The organism is Marinarcus sediminis (SeqCode) (genome assembly GCF_048571275.1).
Classification (GTDB): domain Bacteria; phylum Campylobacterota; class Campylobacteria; order Campylobacterales; family Arcobacteraceae; genus Marinarcus; species Marinarcus sediminis.
In genome coordinates, this window is sequence record NZ_CP182357.1 from 1,430,982 (window position 1) to 1,449,825 (window position 18,844).

22 protein-coding genes are annotated in these 18,844 nt (G+C 33.3%); 21 read left to right on the forward strand and 1 reads right to left on the reverse strand.

Features of this window, described 5'->3' with window-relative positions; all coding sequences use genetic code 11:
- Positions 1–5 precede the first annotated feature (5 nt).
- Entirely contained in the window at positions 6–794 is a 789-nt protein-coding gene (gene flgG, locus ACNI3C_RS07170) for a flagellar basal-body rod protein FlgG (RefSeq protein ID WP_419769134.1), read from the reverse strand.
- A gap of 168 nt (positions 795–962) precedes the next feature.
- Here flgG and ACNI3C_RS07175 point away from each other — a divergent pair, with 168 nt between their 5' ends.
- From ACNI3C_RS07175 to flhF, 21 genes are all read left to right on the forward strand, one after another.
- A complete protein-coding gene (locus ACNI3C_RS07175; RefSeq protein WP_419769135.1) occupies positions 963–1,331 on the forward strand; it encodes a response regulator in 369 nt (122 codons plus the stop codon).
- A gap of 22 nt (positions 1,332–1,353) precedes the next feature.
- Entirely contained in the window at positions 1,354–2,298 is a 945-nt protein-coding gene (locus ACNI3C_RS07180; RefSeq protein ID WP_419769136.1) for a hypothetical protein, read from the forward strand.
- A 10-nt stretch (positions 2,299–2,308) separates the two neighbouring features.
- A complete protein-coding gene (locus ACNI3C_RS07185; RefSeq protein WP_419769137.1) occupies positions 2,309–3,028 on the forward strand; it encodes a flagellar hook-basal body protein in 720 nt (239 codons plus the stop codon).
- A 13-nt stretch (positions 3,029–3,041) separates the two neighbouring features.
- Entirely contained in the window at positions 3,042–3,449 is a 408-nt protein-coding gene (gene flgB / locus ACNI3C_RS07190) for a flagellar basal body rod protein FlgB (protein WP_419769138.1), read from the forward strand.
- A 15-nt stretch (positions 3,450–3,464) separates the two neighbouring features.
- Positions 3,465–5,210, forward strand: coding sequence for a flagellar basal-body MS-ring/collar protein FliF (gene fliF, locus ACNI3C_RS07195; RefSeq protein ID WP_419769139.1), 1,746 nt, complete (start codon positions 3,465–3,467; stop codon positions 5,208–5,210).
- A gap of 4 nt (positions 5,211–5,214) precedes the next feature.
- Complete coding sequence (gene fliG / locus ACNI3C_RS07200; protein ID WP_419769140.1) at positions 5,215–6,228, forward strand: flagellar motor switch protein FliG; 1,014 nt, start codon at positions 5,215–5,217, stop codon at positions 6,226–6,228.
- Positions 6,228–6,908, forward strand: a complete 681-nt coding sequence (locus tag ACNI3C_RS07205) for a FliH/SctL family protein (RefSeq protein ID WP_419769141.1) — start codon at positions 6,228–6,230, stop codon at positions 6,906–6,908. The genes fliG and ACNI3C_RS07205 overlap by 1 nt, the downstream gene beginning before the upstream one ends.
- A gap of 137 nt (positions 6,909–7,045) precedes the next feature.
- Positions 7,046–7,336, forward strand: coding sequence for a FliM/FliN family flagellar motor switch protein (locus ACNI3C_RS07210; RefSeq protein ID WP_419769142.1), 291 nt, complete (start codon positions 7,046–7,048; stop codon positions 7,334–7,336).
- A gap of 10 nt (positions 7,337–7,346) precedes the next feature.
- Positions 7,347–7,838 (forward strand): flagellar hook assembly protein FlgD, encoded by a 492-nt coding sequence (locus ACNI3C_RS07215; protein ID WP_419769143.1) that lies wholly within the window; start codon positions 7,347–7,349, stop codon positions 7,836–7,838.
- Complete coding sequence (locus ACNI3C_RS07220; RefSeq protein ID WP_419769144.1) at positions 7,835–9,310, forward strand: flagellar hook-basal body complex protein; 1,476 nt, start codon at positions 7,835–7,837, stop codon at positions 9,308–9,310. The genes ACNI3C_RS07215 and ACNI3C_RS07220 overlap by 4 nt, the downstream gene beginning before the upstream one ends.
- A 109-nt stretch (positions 9,311–9,419) precedes the next feature.
- On the forward strand, positions 9,420–11,363 hold the full coding sequence (locus ACNI3C_RS07225) for a flagellar hook-basal body complex protein (protein ID WP_419769145.1): 1,944 nt from the start codon (positions 9,420–9,422) through the stop codon (positions 11,361–11,363).
- Between the two features lie 56 nt (positions 11,364–11,419).
- Positions 11,420–11,749, forward strand: a complete 330-nt coding sequence (locus tag ACNI3C_RS07230; protein WP_419769146.1) for a hypothetical protein — start codon at positions 11,420–11,422, stop codon at positions 11,747–11,749.
- A 12-nt stretch (positions 11,750–11,761) separates the two neighbouring features.
- Positions 11,762–13,759: a tetratricopeptide repeat protein gene (locus ACNI3C_RS07235; protein WP_419769147.1), complete on the forward strand. Its 1,998-nt coding sequence runs from the start codon at positions 11,762–11,764 to the stop codon at positions 13,757–13,759.
- A gap of 96 nt (positions 13,760–13,855) precedes the next feature.
- On the forward strand, positions 13,856–14,167 hold the full coding sequence (locus tag ACNI3C_RS07240; protein WP_419769148.1) for a flagellin: 312 nt from the start codon (positions 13,856–13,858) through the stop codon (positions 14,165–14,167).
- A gap of 13 nt (positions 14,168–14,180) precedes the next feature.
- Complete coding sequence (locus tag ACNI3C_RS07245) at positions 14,181–15,095, forward strand: FliM/FliN family flagellar motor switch protein (protein WP_419769149.1); 915 nt, start codon at positions 14,181–14,183, stop codon at positions 15,093–15,095.
- Positions 15,096–15,097: 2 nt separating this feature from the next.
- Positions 15,098–15,853 (forward strand): motility protein A, encoded by a 756-nt coding sequence (locus ACNI3C_RS07250; RefSeq protein ID WP_419769150.1) that lies wholly within the window; start codon positions 15,098–15,100, stop codon positions 15,851–15,853.
- Positions 15,854–15,864: 11 nt separating this feature from the next.
- Complete coding sequence (locus tag ACNI3C_RS07255; RefSeq protein WP_419769151.1) at positions 15,865–16,635, forward strand: OmpA family protein; 771 nt, start codon at positions 15,865–15,867, stop codon at positions 16,633–16,635.
- A complete protein-coding gene (locus ACNI3C_RS07260; RefSeq protein ID WP_419769152.1) occupies positions 16,632–16,928 on the forward strand; it encodes a hypothetical protein in 297 nt (98 codons plus the stop codon). The genes ACNI3C_RS07255 and ACNI3C_RS07260 overlap by 4 nt, the downstream gene beginning before the upstream one ends.
- Positions 16,925–17,302, forward strand: a complete 378-nt coding sequence (locus tag ACNI3C_RS07265; protein ID WP_419769153.1) for a hypothetical protein — start codon at positions 16,925–16,927, stop codon at positions 17,300–17,302. The genes ACNI3C_RS07260 and ACNI3C_RS07265 overlap by 4 nt, the downstream gene beginning before the upstream one ends.
- Positions 17,286–17,696 carry a hypothetical protein gene (locus tag ACNI3C_RS07270; RefSeq protein ID WP_419769154.1) on the forward strand — a complete coding sequence of 137 codons (411 nt, stop codon included), beginning with the start codon at positions 17,286–17,288 and terminating at the stop codon, positions 17,694–17,696. The genes ACNI3C_RS07265 and ACNI3C_RS07270 overlap by 17 nt, the downstream gene beginning before the upstream one ends.
- The gene (flhF, locus tag ACNI3C_RS07275) at positions 17,693–18,844 is read left to right on the forward strand and encodes a flagellar biosynthesis GTPase FlhF (RefSeq protein WP_419769155.1); all 1,152 of its coding nucleotides are present in this window, start codon (positions 17,693–17,695) and stop codon (positions 18,842–18,844) included. Before ACNI3C_RS07270 ends, flhF begins: the two co-directional genes overlap by 4 nt.

Here is an 18,844-nt window from a genome sequence, read left to right on the forward strand (position 1 = left end):
AATCATTAATTCTTTAATCTGTTTATGATATCTAGCATATCATCTGCGGTGGTAATTGACTTCGAGTTAGCTTCATAGGCTCTTTGTGCGGTGATGAGATCGACCATTTCATTGACCAAAGCAACATTTGATGATTCAACCATTGATTGTCTGATACTTCCAAAGGCATCTTCAGTGGCATTTCCTTCAATGGGATCACCCGATGCATCGGATTCTTGGAAAAGCGAATCTCCCAGAGGTTTCAGCCCTGCAGGATTGATAAAATCTGTTAAGGTAATTTGTCCCAAATCTTGAGTTGTACCTGTTGCTGGATCGAGTGCTGTTACGGTTCCATCAAGTGCAATTGAAACGTCTGTGTAGGTACTTGGAATGACGATTTCAGGTTGCAGTCTGTAACCACTTCCATTAACCAATGTTCCTTCATTATCCACTTTAAAAGCACCATTTCTTGTATAAGCTGTTTCTCCTGAAGGCAGAAGTATTTGAAAAAACCCTTTCCCTTCAATGGCCATATCCAAATCATTCCCAGTGTTTTTTAAATCACCCTCTGTAAAACTTTTTTGTACACCCGAAACTCGAACCCCTAAACCTACATCCAATCCCGTAGGATTAAATGTTGTTTGCGATGTTTTTCCCGCAGTGTAGTTCAAAGTTTCATACATTAAGTCTTGAAACTCTGCCCGGTCTTTTTTAAAACCAATTGTATTGACGTTGGCAATATTATTTGATGTGACATCAATTTGATGTTGTTGAGCAGTCATTCCTGTTGCAGCGGTGTACAAACTTCTAAGCATTTTAAATCCTTTAATACAGATTTTTCATATTTTGTAGATTATATTTAAAGAACTTTTAAAATTAGATTAAATTATATAAAATATTTTTTCAAATTATTAAGTATATATTTAAAACAAATTAAATATAATGTACCAAATTTTATAAAATTGACTGCCAAAGGTATGAGTATGAAAATTCTTATTGTTGATGATAGTTCTACTATGAGAAGAATAATAGGTAACGTTGTGATGCAACTGGGGTTTACCAAAGAAGATTTTAAAGAAGCTGAAGATGGATTAAAAGCGTGGAAAGAGTTATCAATTAATAAATATGATGTGATATTGACTGACTGGAATATGCCAAATATGAATGGTTTAGAGTTGGTTAAACGAGTTAGAAGTGAAGGGTCTCATCAAAGTATTCCAATTATTATGATTACAACAGAAGGTGGGAAAAGCGAAGTGATTACTGCATTAAAAGCAGGTGTCAATAACTATATTGTTAAGCCCTTTAGTGCAGAGATACTAAAAGAGAAGCTTGATGGTGTTTTAAAATAATTTTAAATTGAGGGTTTGACAGATGAGTATGAGTCAAGAAGAAATAGAAGCTTTGATGAATGGAATTGAGTTACCAGAAGAAGAGAAAGTTGAAGATGATTCAGTTCCAACTGAAGAAGTCAGTGGTTCAATGTCTGCAGATGATATTGAAAAGCTGATAGCTCAAACAGATGAAATTGAAACTTCAGAAGAGGATGACGTAGCAGTTTCAGATGTTGATGAAGTTATGGACACCACTGGAGATGTTAAAGATAATATAACAGATGTTTTAAATGAAATTGATAACATGGAAGAGGATGAAATACTCCTTGAAGAAGATGTCGCTCAAACTGAAGATGAAGATATGGATCTCTTGTTAAATCCACAAGAGGATGAAGAGGATGCAAGTTTTGATGAAAAAGCACAAAACTGGACCAATAAAAAAATTGATAAAGGGGAGTTTCCTTTCCCTGTTGAACCGCATACAAGGGTTGTCAGTCAGTTAAACGAAGTTGCGAATGACAGCGAAGAAAAAGCCAGTAAAATTTTTGATGTGTTAAGTTTTATTCTTGATGAAAATGATTTGATTTCAAAAAACAAAAAAACGATAGATGCCTTTTTAGATAAAGAGGTTGAGTTGCTTAACTCTTTGAGTAAAAAATTTCCAAATATCACGCTCTTTGATGAGAGATTAAAAGAAGCTCAAAGTATGAAAGAAGTAACAAAGGTTATTTCAACTAAACTTGAAGCAGAAAACATGCAAGTATTTGAAGCCATGGAGTTGATGCAATTTCATGATATTAACCGACAAAAAATTGAAAGAGTAATGTCGGTTATTAGAAAATTGACCGTTTATTTAAACAATCTCTTTGAAGAAGATGAAGATCAAAAAGAGATTGCCGTAGCTAAGTATATTCATGGTGATGGAGAATCTGATCTTGTAGGTACAGATGATTTAGATGCATTAATTGCAGAATTCAGTAAATAAAGGATTATAAATGAACCAAGGTACATATCCCTTAGCAGCAGCTATGATTAACCAGTTGAATCGTGTTGATACCATTGCAAATAATTTAGCCAATGCCAATACAACGGGATACAAGCAAACAGGTTTGACCGAAGGAACATTTAATAATTATTTAGACAAAGCGACAGAAAACAATAGAGCGACCACTAAAATCAATGTAGTGACAAACAATGTACCAAAATTGAACTCAACGTATATCAATCCAGAAATGGGTTCCTTGGTTCAAACGGGCGATACTTTAGATTTTGCATTAAAACATAACAATGCTTTTTTTAAAGTTCAAAATGAAAATGGGGACTCATTTTTAACGCGTGATGGTTCATTTAAAGTGGTTAATAACATGTTGGTTACGGGGAATAATAATCCAGTATTGAGTGTGGATAATGAGCCAATTCAAGTAGAAGATGGTGTTGATTTTAACGAAGTCATTGGTGTGTTCTTAACTGACTTTCAAAATGTTGAAAAAGTTGGGAATAACAGTTTCAAAGTAAAAAATGCACAAGATGTGTTGCCTGTTGAAGATAACAGTGAGTATTTATTGCAAGGGACGCTTGAAAAATCAAATGTGAATTCAATTACTGCAATGGTAGCGCTTATTGAAGCACACCGAAGCTTTGCACAATCACAAAAGGCAGTCAAAGGAATTGATGAAATCAATGCTAAAGTTATAGAAAAATTAGGCGTAAAATAAGGAGTAGATAAGAATGCAACCAAGTAGTGTAACCCAAACTCTATTCGATCATTTAAGTTTTAGAGGTGAAAGACAAAAAGTTATTTCTGGAAATATTGCCAATATCAATACCCCAAATTATAAAACCAAAGAGTTGGTTTTTGAAGATGAATTACAAAAAGCAAGTAAAGAGTCAGACTTAAAAATGATGACAACCAATCCTAAACATTTTCAAGTAGATTCAACTCAAACAAACCAAAGCACTAGCAGATTAATCAAAGTGCCAAATTTAGAAGAACAAAATGATGGGAATAATGTCAGTTTAGATAAACAAATGAGTGAGATGTCTAAAAATACAGTTATTTTTAATGCATTGCAATCTTCAATTAAAAAAGATTCTCAATGGCTAAAAGCCATTATTGACTCATCTGCAAAAAATTAATAGGATATAGAATATATGGATCAATTGCTTAAATTTGTAAACAATCTTAATGCTTCACAAAGAGCAGTGATAATCGGGGGATTTTCAATTTTATTTGTTCTTTTAGTGGGTTTATTGGTGTGGTCAAACATAAAAGCACAAGATGAGAAACTCAATTATACCATTGCTTCAAATTTAACAAAAAATCAAGTGATGTTAGCAAGCAGTGAACTTGAAGCTTCAGGGATTCCTTTTTCGATCATTGGTTCAGGCAATACGCTTTCATTGAAAACCAGTAAAGACTTCATTAATATTGCAAAAATCAAATTGGTTACCAGTGAAGCTGCAACAAGTAAACATGCAGGGTGGGAACTTTTTGAAAAATCTTCTTTGGGTACAACAAACTTTGAAAATAAAATCAAATATTTACGAGCACTTGAAGGAGAGTTATCTCGATCGTTAGAATCACTCTCTGGAGTATTAAAAGCCAATGTTAAAATTGCGATACCTAAAGATACTATTTTTACAGAAAGAGTTACAATGCCAACGGCATCTGCTGTATTGTCAATTAAACCTGGTGTCTATTTGACGCAAAATCAAATTGATGGAATTAAAAATTTTATGGCCTCAGCAGTCTCAAATTTAACATCGGAGAACATTAAATTAATAGATCAAGATGGCTCTTTATTGGAACACTCTAAAGATGAGATTGATGGTTCAAAAGTCAGAATGCAAGATAAGTATAAACAAAAAGTTGAAAAAGATTTTGAACAAAAAATCATTGCTTTGCTTGAACCTATTGTTGGTTTAGGTAAAGTTGTTGCAAGAGTTTCCGTTGATTTGGCTTTTATCAAAAAAGATGTTCAAGAAGAGATTTATGATCCAGAAGGAACCATAAGAAGTCAACAGATAACAGAGAGCAGCGCTAAATCCAAAGGAATGTCAGAACAAACTGGTGGTGCACCTGGTGTTCAATCTAATATTGAGAATGGTGATACTTCATCAGGGAACAGTGGAAGTGCAAGTTCTAAAGAAGATACCAAAAATATTATCAATTATGAAATATCTAAAAAAATTATCAGTCAGCAAGATAATGCCTATGCAACAGTCAACAGAGTCAGTGCAGCTGTAACTTTTGATTCAGCGGTATTAAAAGATGTTGAAAACAAAGACGAGTATATCAAATCTTTAATTGCAGTGGTTCAAGACACCATTGGATACAGTCAGGCAAGAGGTGATAAAATTACGGTGAAAGATTTTAAATTTTTAACCAGTGGAGTTGCTATGAGTTCAGAAGGTGGTGTTGTTAATGCCAATGGTGAAGTCATCAGTGAATCACAAGATACGGTCTCTTTAATTAAAAGTATTCTTAAAGAGTTCAGTGAATATATTCAATATTTTATTGCATCCATTATTCTTTTTGTTTTTTATAAAAAGTTTATTGCAAGTAATGATGTGGTTGTTTTTGATGAGAGAGGGAAAAAAATTGATTCTTTAGGTAATGTGGTTGATGATGACGGACAAATTATTAAAGATTATGAAAATCAATTTGATGAGCAGACGGCACACGGAAGGCTTAAAGCAAAAGTCAGAAGTCAAATTTTAAATAACATTGAGGGCATGGACGAAGAAGCGGGTGCTAAATTTGAAGTATTGGTTGATGAATTAGATAAACAAGTCAATGACAAACCAGAAGAGATTGCACATATGATAGAGATGCTTTTATCAGAAGGTGATGCAAAAATGAAGTTGCGACAAGCAGCTAAGAATCAAAAGGCGTAAATAGATGGACATTCTTGACGACGAGTATAAAGAGACCTTAAAGGGCATGCCAATGATGGAGAAGGTCGCAATTTTTTGCGTCCTCATTGGAGAAGGTGCTACCGTAAAGATTTTTCAATATTTGCCCAAACACTATGTTGAAGACATTTCAACAGCCATTACTCAACTCAAAACAATTGATAAATATACGGCATTAGCCGTATTAAATGAGTTCCATGTTTTTATTAAAACCAGTGGTTTTATCAGTTCTGGGGGATATGAGTATGCCAAAGACCTTTTATATAAATCTTTGGGTAAAGGTGAAGCCGATGATGTTTTATCCCGATTATCAAAAATCAAATTGGCATCACAAGCCTTCTCATATTTAGATGCCATCAATCCAAAGCAACTTGCAGACTTTATTAAAGATGAATCGCCTCAAACCATTGCAGTTATTTTAGCACACATGGAAGCACCTGGTGCGGCAGAGGTTCTTATGCAACTTGATGAAGACATTAAAGTTAAGGTAACCATGCAAATGGCAACCATTAAAGATGTATCGCCGGATGTTGTACGAACCGTTTCACTGATTTTAGAAAAGAAATTGGAGTCATTACTCTCATCTATTGTAGATGTAGGTGGGGTTAAAGTCGTTGCCGATATGTTAAACCGATTGGGTCCAAAGTCACAAGACATTTTAAAAAATATCAATGGGGTCGATACTCTTTTGGCAACAAAAATAAAAGAGAATATGTTTGTATTTGAAGATCTATTAAATTTGGATCAAGATTATATTATGAAAATTTTACAAAATTGTGAAACGACGGATGTTGCGGTTGCGATGAAGTCTGCAACTGCAGAAGATTTGGAAAAAGTGACGACCTCAATGAGTCAAAGAGCAAGAGACCGATTCTTAGAAGAGTTTGAGATGATGACAAAAGTTAAAATTAAAGATATTGAAGCTGCACAAAGAAAAATGCTTGATGCTGCCCAAAAACTCATTGAAGAGGGTGTCATTGACAGAGAGATGGATGAATAATGGAAAGAAATAACGTATACTCAAATGCCACAATTGTTAAAAGCAAAAAAGAGGATGAGACCAAGCCATTACAAGCGTATCAATTAGGAACCTTTCTCAATGAAGATTATGCTGCTCAAAATGAACAGATGCAACAAGTTGCCACATTAAACGATCGCTCAATTAATGGCAATGTTGATCCCGTACTTGTAGAACTGCGTAACTTAAAAGCACAAATGCAATCCATTGAAGAAAAAGTTTCCAATATAGAAAATGATGGCGTCAAAGGCAGAGATTTTGACAAACAAATTGTGGATGCTTTGAAGGATTTAAAACATTATGCTGCTTTTTTTGAACAAGCGACATTTCAAATGGAGAGTAAAATATTAAAAACATCCATGTCTATTGCCAAAAAGATCATATCCATTGAAGTGAGTGAAAACTCCTCTTTGATTGCAAAAGAGACCATTAAGAATTTACTCAATAAAGTCAAAACGGCTTCAAAAATACAAATACACTTAAATCCCAAAGATTATCTGCTTTTAAAAGATCAACTCAAACTTGATTCATTTGTTGAACTGCATGAAGATGTGAACGTAACAGCAGGTGGAGTAGTTATCGCCAGTGATTTGGGAAATTTTGACGGTAACATTGAAGCCAAAGTGAACTCAATGCTCGAATCACTTGATTCTGTTTTTTAATACTTATCCTTTTATTAATATTAGATTAATAATCCACATATTGTTATAAATTCACTTATATTGTTATTTTTTTCCTAAATAGTACGATTATGTTTATGTTATAATTTTTTTAGATTAATAGTATAAAAAGAGACATAATGGTAGATATTACTGAAAGAGATTATGATTTATTAGTTGACACAGAAATTGTTGTCGATGTAATACTTGGTAATGCTGAACTGACTGTAAAAGATTTTTTAAATCTGAGTGAAGGAGATATTATATCTTTGGATAAATATGCAGGAAGTGGTGGTGATATATATGTAAATACAAGAATTATTGGCACAGGCGATATTATTGTAATGGATGAAAGACTAGCAGTGAGAGTTCAAGATGCAATGGATTCAGATAACGTTGTTAGATACTTTTTTGAAGAAGAAATGATTTAAGGAGTTTATTATGGCAGTAGATACAGTACAATCAAGCACAGCAGTTGATTCAAATGGAAATTCGTATACAAGTGCAATCAGTAATGATAAATTAACCAATACCGACTTTTTGAAATTGATGTTAGAAGAGTTAAAACAACAAGATCCAACAAAACCAATGGATTCTGCACAAATGTTGACCAATCAAATGCAAATGTCAAATATTGAAACCAATAATGCAACCATTGATGCGATGAAATCTTTACAAACTTCTTTCGCACAAACAGCACTTGCCAGTGCCGCAAATATTATTGGACAAGTTGTTGAAAATGGTGAAAAGTCAGATACGGGTATGGATAAACAATTTAGGGTTTCTTCTGTTATGTCTCAAGATGGTACGCTTAACGTAGAAGCCTATGAAATATTAGGGTTAACAGAAGATAATAAAATTGTTTATGCAAATGAGCCAACTCTTTTACAGTATAACAATATTACACGAATATTGGATGGAAGCCTATTATGATCAGTGCATTATACAATGGAATTTCAGGCTTAGATGCATTTCAAAAAGCCTTAAATGTCCAATCAAATAACATTTCCAATGTTAATACAGTTGCGTATAAATCGGATAGACTCTCTTTTACAGATATGCTGTATCAAAATGGTATGGGAAAAGGAACGTCTGCAACACAAGTTCAAAAAGATTTTACACAAGGCAGTACTAAAATTACAGATAATAATTTGGATTTGTTAATTGATGGGAAAGGTTATTTTATAAGTTACGATGCTATAAATGATGAAAAACTTTTTACACGAGCAGGTGATTTTAAAATAGGTGTCAATGGAAAACTTTTAACTTCAACAGGTTTGCCTGTTCAAGGACACCCCGCTGTTGTGACTGGAAACATGGTTATTAATAAAGACTATCCACATTTCATGGCATCACAAACCATTGAAACACCAACGAATGTTCAAAGTATTAATGTAAAAGCATCAAACTATAACGCAACTGCAAGTGACAATGTTGATGGAGTAACAGGAAGAGTGACGAAAACATCTTCATCAAAAATAGCTGATATTGAGCTTTTAAAAGTTGATTACAGAAATAAATTGGCTTCATATGCTGCTAACTCCGCAAATGCAGGAGTAGCTTCTACCAATCAAAGCACAGTAGCGACATTTGCTGATTATGCTACAAAATTAACAACTGCCAACGATTCTATCAGTATTATGATTGGAACGAGTAAAATATCACAACAATTTGATACCGATGCAGTTACAACCATGCAATTATTTGCAGAAAAGTTATCTTCAACATTGGGCATAAAAGATGCTTCATTTGATCCAGTAACAGGGGCGTTAACCATTAACACATTGGTCCCAGGAGAGAATATTAATATTAATACGCCATTGATTAATGCTCAAGAGTATTATACGATTGCCTCAACGGATGCAGTTGTTGGGAGTGGAAAAGCTGCTTTAGATTCAAGTTATGCGGCACTTGAAACAGCCATGACAGCAGCCAATGCGACACTGAATCGAATTGAAACAAACATTGGTATCCCTGATCCTGGAACAACAACAACAGATGTGGTAATGGATTTAGATGCCTTAACCGATTTGCAATTAAATTTAACAGAATTGGGTATTTCTGACAATCAATTCAGTACAGCAGAAATTGTTAACGGTGTAATATATATGGTTCAAGGGGACAATAAATATGCTGTTGGGAAAATACCTACAGTTGCTTTTAAAGATGAATCCTCTTTAATCCCACATGGGGATAAATCATACACTTCAACAAATGCTTCTGGCGCTCCTATTAATGCAGCGTATGCTTCAAAAGTTGTCAGTGGAGCATTGGAGTTGAGTAACTCAAATTTAGGGGTGAGTTTGGTTGATTTAATGACCTTTCAAAGAGCCTATGAATCAAACTCTAAGTCTGTTACAACTGCAGATGAATTTTTAAATATAGCCATACAACTTAAAAAATAAGTTGTAGGTGTGTGATATTTAAATATCAGTATTTAATGAAATATTGATACTTGAATATGAAAAGTATTCTAAATTATAAGACGTTATTGTCTTTTTAAAAGGATTTATTATGATTGGTGCACTTTGGACCGGAATTAGCGGATTAGCTTCTCATCAAGCAGCATTGGATAATGAGGCAAATAATATTGCGAATGTAAATACTGTTGGATACAAATCATCAAGAATTGCTTTTGCAGATCAAATGTATCAAGATAAAATTGGGAAAGGGTCTAAAGTTCTTGATGCAGAAAAAATCTTTGAACAAGGAAGTCTTAAACCAACTGGAGTGGCATATGATGTGGCACTTCAAGGTGATGGTTTTTTATCCGTAACCGATAAACAAAACGGTGGTGGAACCTCTGAAACCTATTATACCCGAGCGGGAAATTTGAGAATGGGGGACAATGGAACATTGCAAGATGCAAACGGTAACGAAGTGCAAGGTTGGGTCATGAGTAAAATTGATACCGATGCTGACGTTACTACCACCAATCCAAATATTACAAATTATACCAATGCATACACAAAATTGGTTCATTCGAAAATTATTAATCATGATACCTATGTTGAGACAATCAGTGCAAAAACAACAGATTATAATAAAACTGCTAAGGGAGATTCTTCTACAGTATTTACAGGGGCAGGATATAACACTGAATCTGGAAAAATTTCTGACATTGAAGAGTTACAAAAAGCCTATGCCACTGCATTGCAAAAATATCAAGAGGATCCTGATGGGGCTTCTGCTACCGCTGTTGCACAAACCACCTATATTGATTTTGATGACCAAGCAAATGGTAACTTAGCAACCACATCGGATTCTATCCGTGTTTACATTGATGGGGTACCTTATAGTCAACAATTTGATACATCATATGAAATCACAATGAAAAAACTTGCCGATAAGATTACTGGAGCAATTCCAGGTATCAAAGCCTACACGGTTAAAGCCGCATCACCTCATGCTGAGAGTACTGCTACTACAGATGTTAACAGTGGGGTATTAAAAATTGAATCTTTGATTCCTGGTAAGTCATTTATTGTTTCAGGTGTAGTAACCATTAAAGGAAGCACAGAGATCAATGGGAGCATTTTAACCGCAGATGGTGTTAATGCAGAAGCAGGAAGTGGATTGGGTGCATTAAAATCTGTAAGAGATGCTCTCTCAATGGCTGTTACTGGGAAACAACGAGATGTATTTCTTCCTACAGATTTATTTACAATGACACCCTCTACAACTACTTTAAGTGCAGGAGCGGACTTTGATTATCAAGTGACCATTTGGGATAAAGATGCGCAAGCCAATGTAACTGTTCCAGCTTCTGGACCTATAAGTTGGTCATTTGCATCAGGGACAGATGGCATTACCAATATAACAACAATGGCTTCAGATATTAATAGTGATCCGGAACTTTCATTGTACATAAAAGCAGAAGTGATTAATAATGCGTTGGTCATTAAAACAAAAGACTCAAATTTTGATGTAGAATTCAATGGTGTTTTAAATGAAACAGCTGTTCCTGTTGGAATTATTGAAAAAAATGCAACTCACAGTGGACGAGAGGGTGCAGGTGCAGAATTTATGGAAATGATTAATACAATTGATCAAACTTCTTCAAAAGACTCTTTGCAGTTAAGATTGGATACTTTGGGTATTTCAGATACTGCATTTGGTGAATTTTCTGTTGACAGAACAGGGTTGATTACCATTAAACAAGATGGAGTAGAGTTTGCCATTGGTCAAATTGCAATTGCCATGTTTAATAACAACAGAGGGTTAAATCCTATTGGTGACAACTTATTCGCAAAAAGCAATGAATCTGGAGATCCAATTTACAGTACAAATAACTCAAAAGCAGCAGATGTTGTTGGAAAAAATTTAGAGTTAAGTAAAGCAGATTTAAGTGAGAGTTTGGTTAACTTAATGGTCTTTCAAAGAGCATTTGAAGCCAATGCAAAATCAATTACAACTTCAGATGAGTTGTTAAATACATTAATTAACTTAAAACGATAATTTTATTTTACAAACAGATAGAATTTTTTCTATCTGTTTGTCTATAAGGGCTATATTTGGAAAACTTTTTATTACTTACAATTCTTGGCATTTTAGTTTTATATTTTTTTTCAAGTATGAATGTATATCGAAGTTTATATAAAAAAGTTAACGAAGAGAAGAGTATTCTGGAGAATGAAAAAACAAAACTCGAAGATTTGAAAAAGAATTATGAGCAAAAAATCAAAGGAAGTTTGTCGGCTTTAGAGTCAAAGCATGACAATTTACAAGTTGCAAGAACGGATTTGCAAAAGTTAAGAGTTGAAAATTCAGAACTCAGACATAAAGTGGATGTTCTGGAAACCAGGTGTGATGAGTTATATGCCCAAATACATACCATGGTATAGTGAGAAAACTTTATGAAACTGTTCATACTGCTGTCACTTTTACTGACCATCTTTTTACATGCACAAGAGGGCGATACCCTTGAATCTCAACCCAATATTATTTTTACCTATGACAAATTAAAGAAAAAACAGACCAATTTTGCACTTCAAGTTGATTTTAATAAAGCCGTACTGCTTTTAACAAAAGGTGAGTATGAAGAGGCCATTAAAATTTTAAAAAATACAGCAGAAGTGTTAAAAATCCCCTCTTTTTTAAATATTGGAATTGCTTATTATAAGCTCAATTCATATCACAATGCCACCGTTTATTTGAAACAAATTTATAATATTGAAGAGGCAATTTACAACAATCCTTACTCTTTTATGAGTGCATCATACTATTTGTATAAAATTACCAATGAAAAAAGATACTTAGAATCCATCATATTTACAGCAAAAAAGAACAAAATATTGCCAGAAGATGCCAAAAGAATGCTGGCGGATACTTTTATTTTATTAAAAGATTACAAAAGTGCATTAAAAGTTTTAGATGCCATGAAATCGCCAATGGATTTAAAAAAAGGGCTTATATATCTGAAATTAAATGATTATTCCAAATCAGAGGCTTTGTTAGAAAGAGCCTATAAAGATGCGCTGGATGAAAAAAGAATCGATACCATTTTATGGTTTATGGTCTATCGAGATTTAAAATCAAATAACTTAACAAAATTGCAAGAGCATTTGACCATATTGGATGAAAGAAAGAATCATTTTTTAATCAATAGAGATATGCCCATTCTCATCACTTTTAATCCTTATAAATACTCTACCAAAGAGTATTTGGATTTTGTTACAAACTACAGCCTAGAGAGAAAAATCAATATGATTTTTTATTTTGCACCGTTTGTATTTTCGGATAAAGAGGAGATTATTTATGACTCTTCTAAAGGGTTTATTTTTAACTCGGCGCAAAATTTACAAAGCTTAGAAAACATGGTTAAATATAATGCAAAATTTATTAATTTAATTAAAATGGATCCTATTATTCGAGTACAAAAATTACAAAATCTCATTCGTAATGAAGATACAAAATCTTATATTTACTACAATTTAGCACTTTCGTATGCTCAAATCAGTGATTATAATAATGCGTATAAATACTTTAATAAATCATATAAACTTAATCCTGGAAACAAACTCTATGCAGTAATGACACTGATTTGTGCAAAAATAATGCATATGGAAGTTAAAGATGAAAAATATATAGAGACGAACATTACTTCTAAACAAGGATTATATAAATATTTTGGACAAACATTGTACAAAGAGTTTATTAATCAAAAAGCAGACGTAAGTGAAAAACCTCATGGGTACTCAAGTACGATTTTACATAATGCTTTACAAGTTATCGAAAAGTTAAACAGTGGAAAAAAACTCAATGGTAATGAGGATCTGTTTACACTGAATTACAAAGATCCCTTAGTATATCTCATGCATTTGGTTATTCGAAAAAGTGGCGAAAACAGTTATGCCTATGTTTCAAGATTACAAGATACCATCCCTTTGACATTGAATGACAATTTTTTAGAAGGTTCATTAATTATTACAAACTTTTATGTAGATGTTTTAAAAGGATTGGCGATGTTTGATAAAGCAGAATTTAATATCGATGATTACTATTCTCCCTCATATTTAAGAACCAAAGCATTGGATTTACTGCACAATAATAATTCCCAAGCAACCATCAATATTTTAGAATATTTACAACAAAAATATAAACTTCAAGATAAATATACTCTTTACATGATGGTTGCTGCATTGCTTGAATCTGGAAAATATGAAGAAGCATCGTTACAAATTTCTTTTATTAAAGCACTTTTAAATGACAGTGGAGCGAATTTTTTAACGGGTGTGCAATTGGTTCAAGAGTTAAAAATCAACAGTGCAAAACAGTTTTTTGCGCACCCCTATACCGATACCTTAATTGATTTTGATATTAAGAACTTGGATGTTTTTATGGAATCATTATAAGAGAGTGAGAATTTTGCTCGATAATAAGAAAATTTATTAATTTTAAATTTTTTTTGGTATAATGATATAAAACATGCACAATCGAAGGAGGCTATTATGGATATAGGAAGAATACCTGAAATTGATCAAGCAAAAGTGAACGCAATTGCTAAAACTCAAAAAGTTCAAGAAACCAATGAAGATCAAAAAGTTGATCCCAATGAACAGCATAAAAATAACACAACCAATCCAATTACCACAGAGAGTAACGAAGTTATATTAGACAATGTAAGATTTGGTTACAATAAAAGTTCTCAAGATTTCTTTGTAAAAGTGACACGAGGAAACGTAGAAAATAAATATCCAACGGAAGATATGATGAGAATTAAAGCTCAATTATTGGCCGCTATGGAAGAGAATAATAAGTAAAAAGGGTTAATGTTTGGCATCTGATTTATCAAATATCATAAAAGAAGAGTTATCAAATACTCTAGAGCAACTATTATCAAAAAAAACTTCAATTGAAGAGACTTCAAAAGTTGATCCAAAAGAGTATGAGTCTTCTCAAGCTATTGAAGTCAATGTCAAATTTGAGTTTAAAACCTTGTCCTCTCAATGGGCGTTTTATATACCTACTATTTCTGCTGGAAAATTTGAGTATTTAATGTTAGGTGGCATGGGTGAACTGAAAGAGCATATTGATGATGAAGTTGCTGATGCAGTTAATGAAATTGTAGCCAATATATGTGGAAGTATCACAACGTCTGTAAATGCACAAGGGTATGAAGATTTAGGTACCGTTAAATTTGAATCATTGGGCAGTGAAATTGTTGGTGCTGAGAAGTTTAAAGACAAAGAAAACATTTTCAAATTTGGCGTTAATATGGAAGATGAGAAACTTCCCGTATTAATCGCATTTGATGAGGGTATATTGCCTTTTATTTATGAAATAAGTGGGGTAGAACCTCAAGTAGAAGCGGCTGCTCCATCGGCTTCTGCTTCATCTACTCCATCACCTATGGGAAAAGTTTCCGCTCCTGTTAATGAACACGTTTCAAGTTTGTTGTCGCTTTTAGGTGAAGACTCAATTACCAATTTAAAACTTCTGTTTGATATCAAATTAAAACTCAGTGTTCGGCTTGGAACAAAAATTTTTTTACTTAAAGATATTCTAAGATGGGATATTGGAGAGATAATTGAGTTAGAACAAATGGTGAATGAACCTTTAGAAATTTTAGTCAATGGAATCAAAATTGGTGAGGGTGAAGCCGTTATTGTTGAGGGAAAATTTGGGTTAAAAATAAAAAGTATTGGGAATGAACAGACCCGATTAAGTCAAATTGGATTGGGTAACTAAATATGGATAAGAGTACAGCAGGAGGATTATTCGCTGGTTGGGCATTTATTGTCTTGGCCATTGTATTAGGAGGAGTAGGTTTTATTCCTTATGTTGATATTCCTTCTGTTATTATTGTTATTGGTGGTACCATTGCTGTTACTGCGGGACAATTTGAAGTATCGGATTTAAAAAGAATGACTTCAGCTATGAAAGTTGCTATGAAATCCGTCTCTTTTGAGCAGTTACCTGAGTTGGTAGAAAAAATCATTTTTTATGCGACTGAGATTAAAAAGCATGGGGTTATGCATGTTGAGCAAAAAGTTTTAGAAGAGAATAACCCTTTTTTTAAAGAGGCATTTCAACTGCTTGTTGATGGAATAAAACCCGATGTTTTGGTTCCTTTATTGGAAACAAAACTTGAACACATGGAAAAACGACACAATACCATGATTGGAATGTTTGGAAACATTGGTGGTACGGCTGGATCTATGGGAATGATTGGAACACTTGTTGGTTTGGTTGCGATGCTTGCAAACCTTTCTGACCCAGCTTCTGTTGGTCCGGCAATGGCAGTTGCTTTATTAACAACATTGTATGGAGCTCTTATTGGAACGCTGTTTGCGGGTGTTATGGAGAGTAAATTAACTCAAAAACACTCACTTGAAGTGGCATCATGTGAGGTTATCATTAATGGTGCTTCAATGATTGCGGCGGAAGAATCTATTGGTAACATCAAAATGAGGCTAAATGCGGCTTTAGTTGAAGTAATTGAATAAAAAGATAAAAAATGGCTAAAAACAAATGTCCTGATTGTCCAAAATGTCTTCCAGGTTGGTTAGTACAATTTGGTGATTTAATGTCACTGCTTTTAACCTTTTTTATTTTGCTTTTGTCTATGGCAGTTATGGACAAAAAGAAAGTTGAAGAGTATTTCAACATCATGAAAAAAGCAATGGGTTTTTTAGATGATAATGATACGGTCATTGATCACTCTGAAAAACATTCGGACAGTCCAACTGCAAATGAGAACAAAGATATTGTTGAATCAAGCGACAATCAAGAGGTCGTTGATGAAGTGGATCAGATAGTTCAAGTGGCAAACGATACGGCACAACAAGACCAACAGATACAACTCATACAAGGCAAGAATGAGTTTGTGTTGGATATTCCTTCAACCTTGATGTTTGAAGAGGGTGAATATAATATCACCCGAGATGAAGCAAAATCATTTATTCGGAAAATTGCTCGTGTTATTCGGACAATGCCACAGATTTATAATATTGAAATTATGGGACATACATCAAGAAATATGTATACCAGTGATACAATACCAAGAGACAACTGGGACGTTTCAGCTTTAAGGGCTGTTTCTGTTGTTAAAGAGTTGATTAAAAATAGAATTGACCCTGCACAATTAAAAGTATCGGCATTTGCATCGTATCAACCCAAAAGTAATAATCCAGCAGAAAACCGAAGAGTTGAAATGCGGTTTTATGCTCAAAATACAAGCAATGATATTTTAAATGAAGAAAATTTCTTCGATAGGATAGAACAATGAATTTAGAAGCCAACTATATTGATAAATCAAAATATCAGACCGATGGATATAAAAACATCAATGCAAACAGCATTAAAACGGATGAGAGTTTAAAGAAAGTATGTGATGATTTTGAATCATTTTTTACTCAGCAACTCATGGAAATTTCATTGAAATCAACTCCTATTGCAGGTGAAGGTACGGGGGCAGATATTATAAAAGGAATGTATACCGATACCATTGCACAAACTTCAAGTGGGACATTAGGTATCAGCGATATGTTATATAAATATTTAAGCGAGAATAACAAATGATAGAAACCACTGTAAACGAAATGATTGAAATTATTGAAAAATTAAAACAGTCAATTAATGATGATATTGAAGATATTAAACTGGCCAATCACGAAAAACTTCTTGAACGCAATGAAATCAAACAAGAGTATATGGAAACCATTGTGGAATTAAAGACAAAACTCAATACCGAACTTGTCAATGTCATGAAAAATGGTGTGGATGTGAATATATATCGGGATAAAGTAGATAATCTTGAAGCAAAATTAAGAGAGTTATATGCTTTAAATGGCAAATTGGCTTCAATTGTTTTACCTGTAAAACAGATGTACAAAGAGATTGTAGATGAATTAACTGCTCAAACTGGAGGAAATATTTTTGAAATTAAAGCTTAAGTTTTATTTGAAGATAATATTTTTTCTGTTGAGCTTTTCTCTGTATCTTAATGCTGCAAGTTTGTTGGTTGCAAAAAATGAGATAGGGTACAATGAAAAAGTTTTAATTACAGATTTGATGGCTAAAAATGTCTCTCAACCCAATCATTGTATACCGCTTACATTAACTGATTTAAATAATGATACATACGTTACTTTACACTTCATATTAAAAGGGTCAATTCTTTGTCATAATGATGTAAAAGTATATAAAAAAGAGTCGGTTGTTTTTGATTTTGGTTCGTTACAAATAGAAAAGAATGGAAAAGTGATCTATGAGAATGATGAATATATTAGAATCAAAAGAGATGATGGAAAAATAGAAAAAATATATAAAGATGGTAGATTACAATGAATATGCTCTCTTTTTTAGGTGAAACACCCAGTATTGCACTCCAAAATGCTCAAAGAGAGTGTGGTGAAGAGGCCATTGTTATTTCAACAAAAAAAATTTCGGATGCTTCAAATTCGAGTAAAAATATGTATGAAGTGATTGTGGCCATTGAGACAGAAAAAAATAAAAAAGATAAATCTTATACCAGTAAAATAGTGGTAAAAGACCCGAGAAAAGATACGGAATTTCAAGCTAAATTTTATGATTTTAGAGAAGAAATTCTTAAAATGCAAGATGCCATTGAACAGGTACAAAAATCGATTTGGGATCCCAAAAGCCAACTCTATGATTTAACGATACCACCTGAATTTGTGGACATGTATTCGTTATTTGAACAAAATGAGTTTGATCAAGAGATGACGTATACCATTATGAAAAAAACCATCAGACAACTTCCTGTGGCAATGAAATCAAATCCTAAAAAAATAAATGATTTTTTCAAATTGATTTTAAGAAGAATTATTCCCATAAAACATGAAGATCCTTTGCGAAAACATCAAAGAAAAATCATTATGATGGTTGGACCTACGGGTGTAGGAAAAACAACAACCATTGCAAAACTGGCAGCTCGATATGCGTATAAAATGAGTTCAAATTATAAAGTTGGTATTGTAACGCTTGACTCATTTAGAGTCGGTGCCATTGAGCAATTGCAAGCGTATACCAATATTATGCGATTGCCTTTAGAAGTGGTTAAAAAACCTGAAGATTTGATTGAGGCTCTTTTGCGTTTAAAAGATTGTAACTACATATTTATAGACACCGCAGGAAGCAGTCAATACGATGTAGATAAAATTGAATTGATCAATGAGTATCAAGTCAAGGTTGATGAATTACCTATTGAAAAGGTGCTTGTTTTGCCTGCAAATGTGAAACAAACCGATTTGCAAGAGATATATAATAACTACTCACGATTGGGCATTAATTATTTAACCTTTACCAAACTGGATGAGACAAGAAGTTTCGGTAACTTAATATCTTTTGCGCATAAAACTAAAAAATCAATTACATACTTTTCAATTGGGCAGAATGTCCCCGATGATTTGATTGTGTCTGACTCCTCTTTTTTAATTGAATGTTTTATGAACAGAAGTTGTCATAGGAGATAA

Bases quoted from the DNA above. Each gene is read 5' to 3' on its own strand.
- flgG (WP_419769134.1), bottom strand. From the start codon at position 794: ATGCTTAGAAGTTTGTACACCGCTGCAACAGGAATGACTGCTCAACAA.
- ACNI3C_RS07175 (WP_419769135.1), top strand. From the start codon at position 963: ATGAAAATTCTTATTGTTGATGATAGTTCTACTATGAGAAGAATAATA.
- ACNI3C_RS07180 (WP_419769136.1), top strand. From the start codon at position 1,354: ATGAGTATGAGTCAAGAAGAAATAGAAGCTTTGATGAATGGAATTGAG.
- ACNI3C_RS07185 (WP_419769137.1), top strand. From the start codon at position 2,309: ATGAACCAAGGTACATATCCCTTAGCAGCAGCTATGATTAACCAGTTG.
- flgB (WP_419769138.1), top strand. From the start codon at position 3,042: ATGCAACCAAGTAGTGTAACCCAAACTCTATTCGATCATTTAAGTTTT.
- fliF (WP_419769139.1), top strand. From the start codon at position 3,465: ATGGATCAATTGCTTAAATTTGTAAACAATCTTAATGCTTCACAAAGA.
- fliG (WP_419769140.1), top strand. From the start codon at position 5,215: ATGGACATTCTTGACGACGAGTATAAAGAGACCTTAAAGGGCATGCCA.
- ACNI3C_RS07205 (WP_419769141.1), top strand. From the start codon at position 6,228: ATGGAAAGAAATAACGTATACTCAAATGCCACAATTGTTAAAAGCAAA.
- ACNI3C_RS07210 (WP_419769142.1), top strand. From the start codon at position 7,046: ATGGTAGATATTACTGAAAGAGATTATGATTTATTAGTTGACACAGAA.
- ACNI3C_RS07215 (WP_419769143.1), top strand. From the start codon at position 7,347: ATGGCAGTAGATACAGTACAATCAAGCACAGCAGTTGATTCAAATGGA.
- ACNI3C_RS07220 (WP_419769144.1), top strand. From the start codon at position 7,835: ATGATCAGTGCATTATACAATGGAATTTCAGGCTTAGATGCATTTCAA.
- ACNI3C_RS07225 (WP_419769145.1), top strand. From the start codon at position 9,420: ATGATTGGTGCACTTTGGACCGGAATTAGCGGATTAGCTTCTCATCAA.
- ACNI3C_RS07235 (WP_419769147.1), top strand. From the start codon at position 11,762: ATGAAACTGTTCATACTGCTGTCACTTTTACTGACCATCTTTTTACAT.
- ACNI3C_RS07240 (WP_419769148.1), top strand. From the start codon at position 13,856: ATGGATATAGGAAGAATACCTGAAATTGATCAAGCAAAAGTGAACGCA.
- ACNI3C_RS07250 (WP_419769150.1), top strand. From the start codon at position 15,098: ATGGATAAGAGTACAGCAGGAGGATTATTCGCTGGTTGGGCATTTATT.
- ACNI3C_RS07255 (WP_419769151.1), top strand. From the start codon at position 15,865: ATGGCTAAAAACAAATGTCCTGATTGTCCAAAATGTCTTCCAGGTTGG.
- ACNI3C_RS07260 (WP_419769152.1), top strand. From the start codon at position 16,632: ATGAATTTAGAAGCCAACTATATTGATAAATCAAAATATCAGACCGAT.
- ACNI3C_RS07265 (WP_419769153.1), top strand. From the start codon at position 16,925: ATGATAGAAACCACTGTAAACGAAATGATTGAAATTATTGAAAAATTA.
- flhF (WP_419769155.1), top strand. From the start codon at position 17,693: ATGAATATGCTCTCTTTTTTAGGTGAAACACCCAGTATTGCACTCCAA.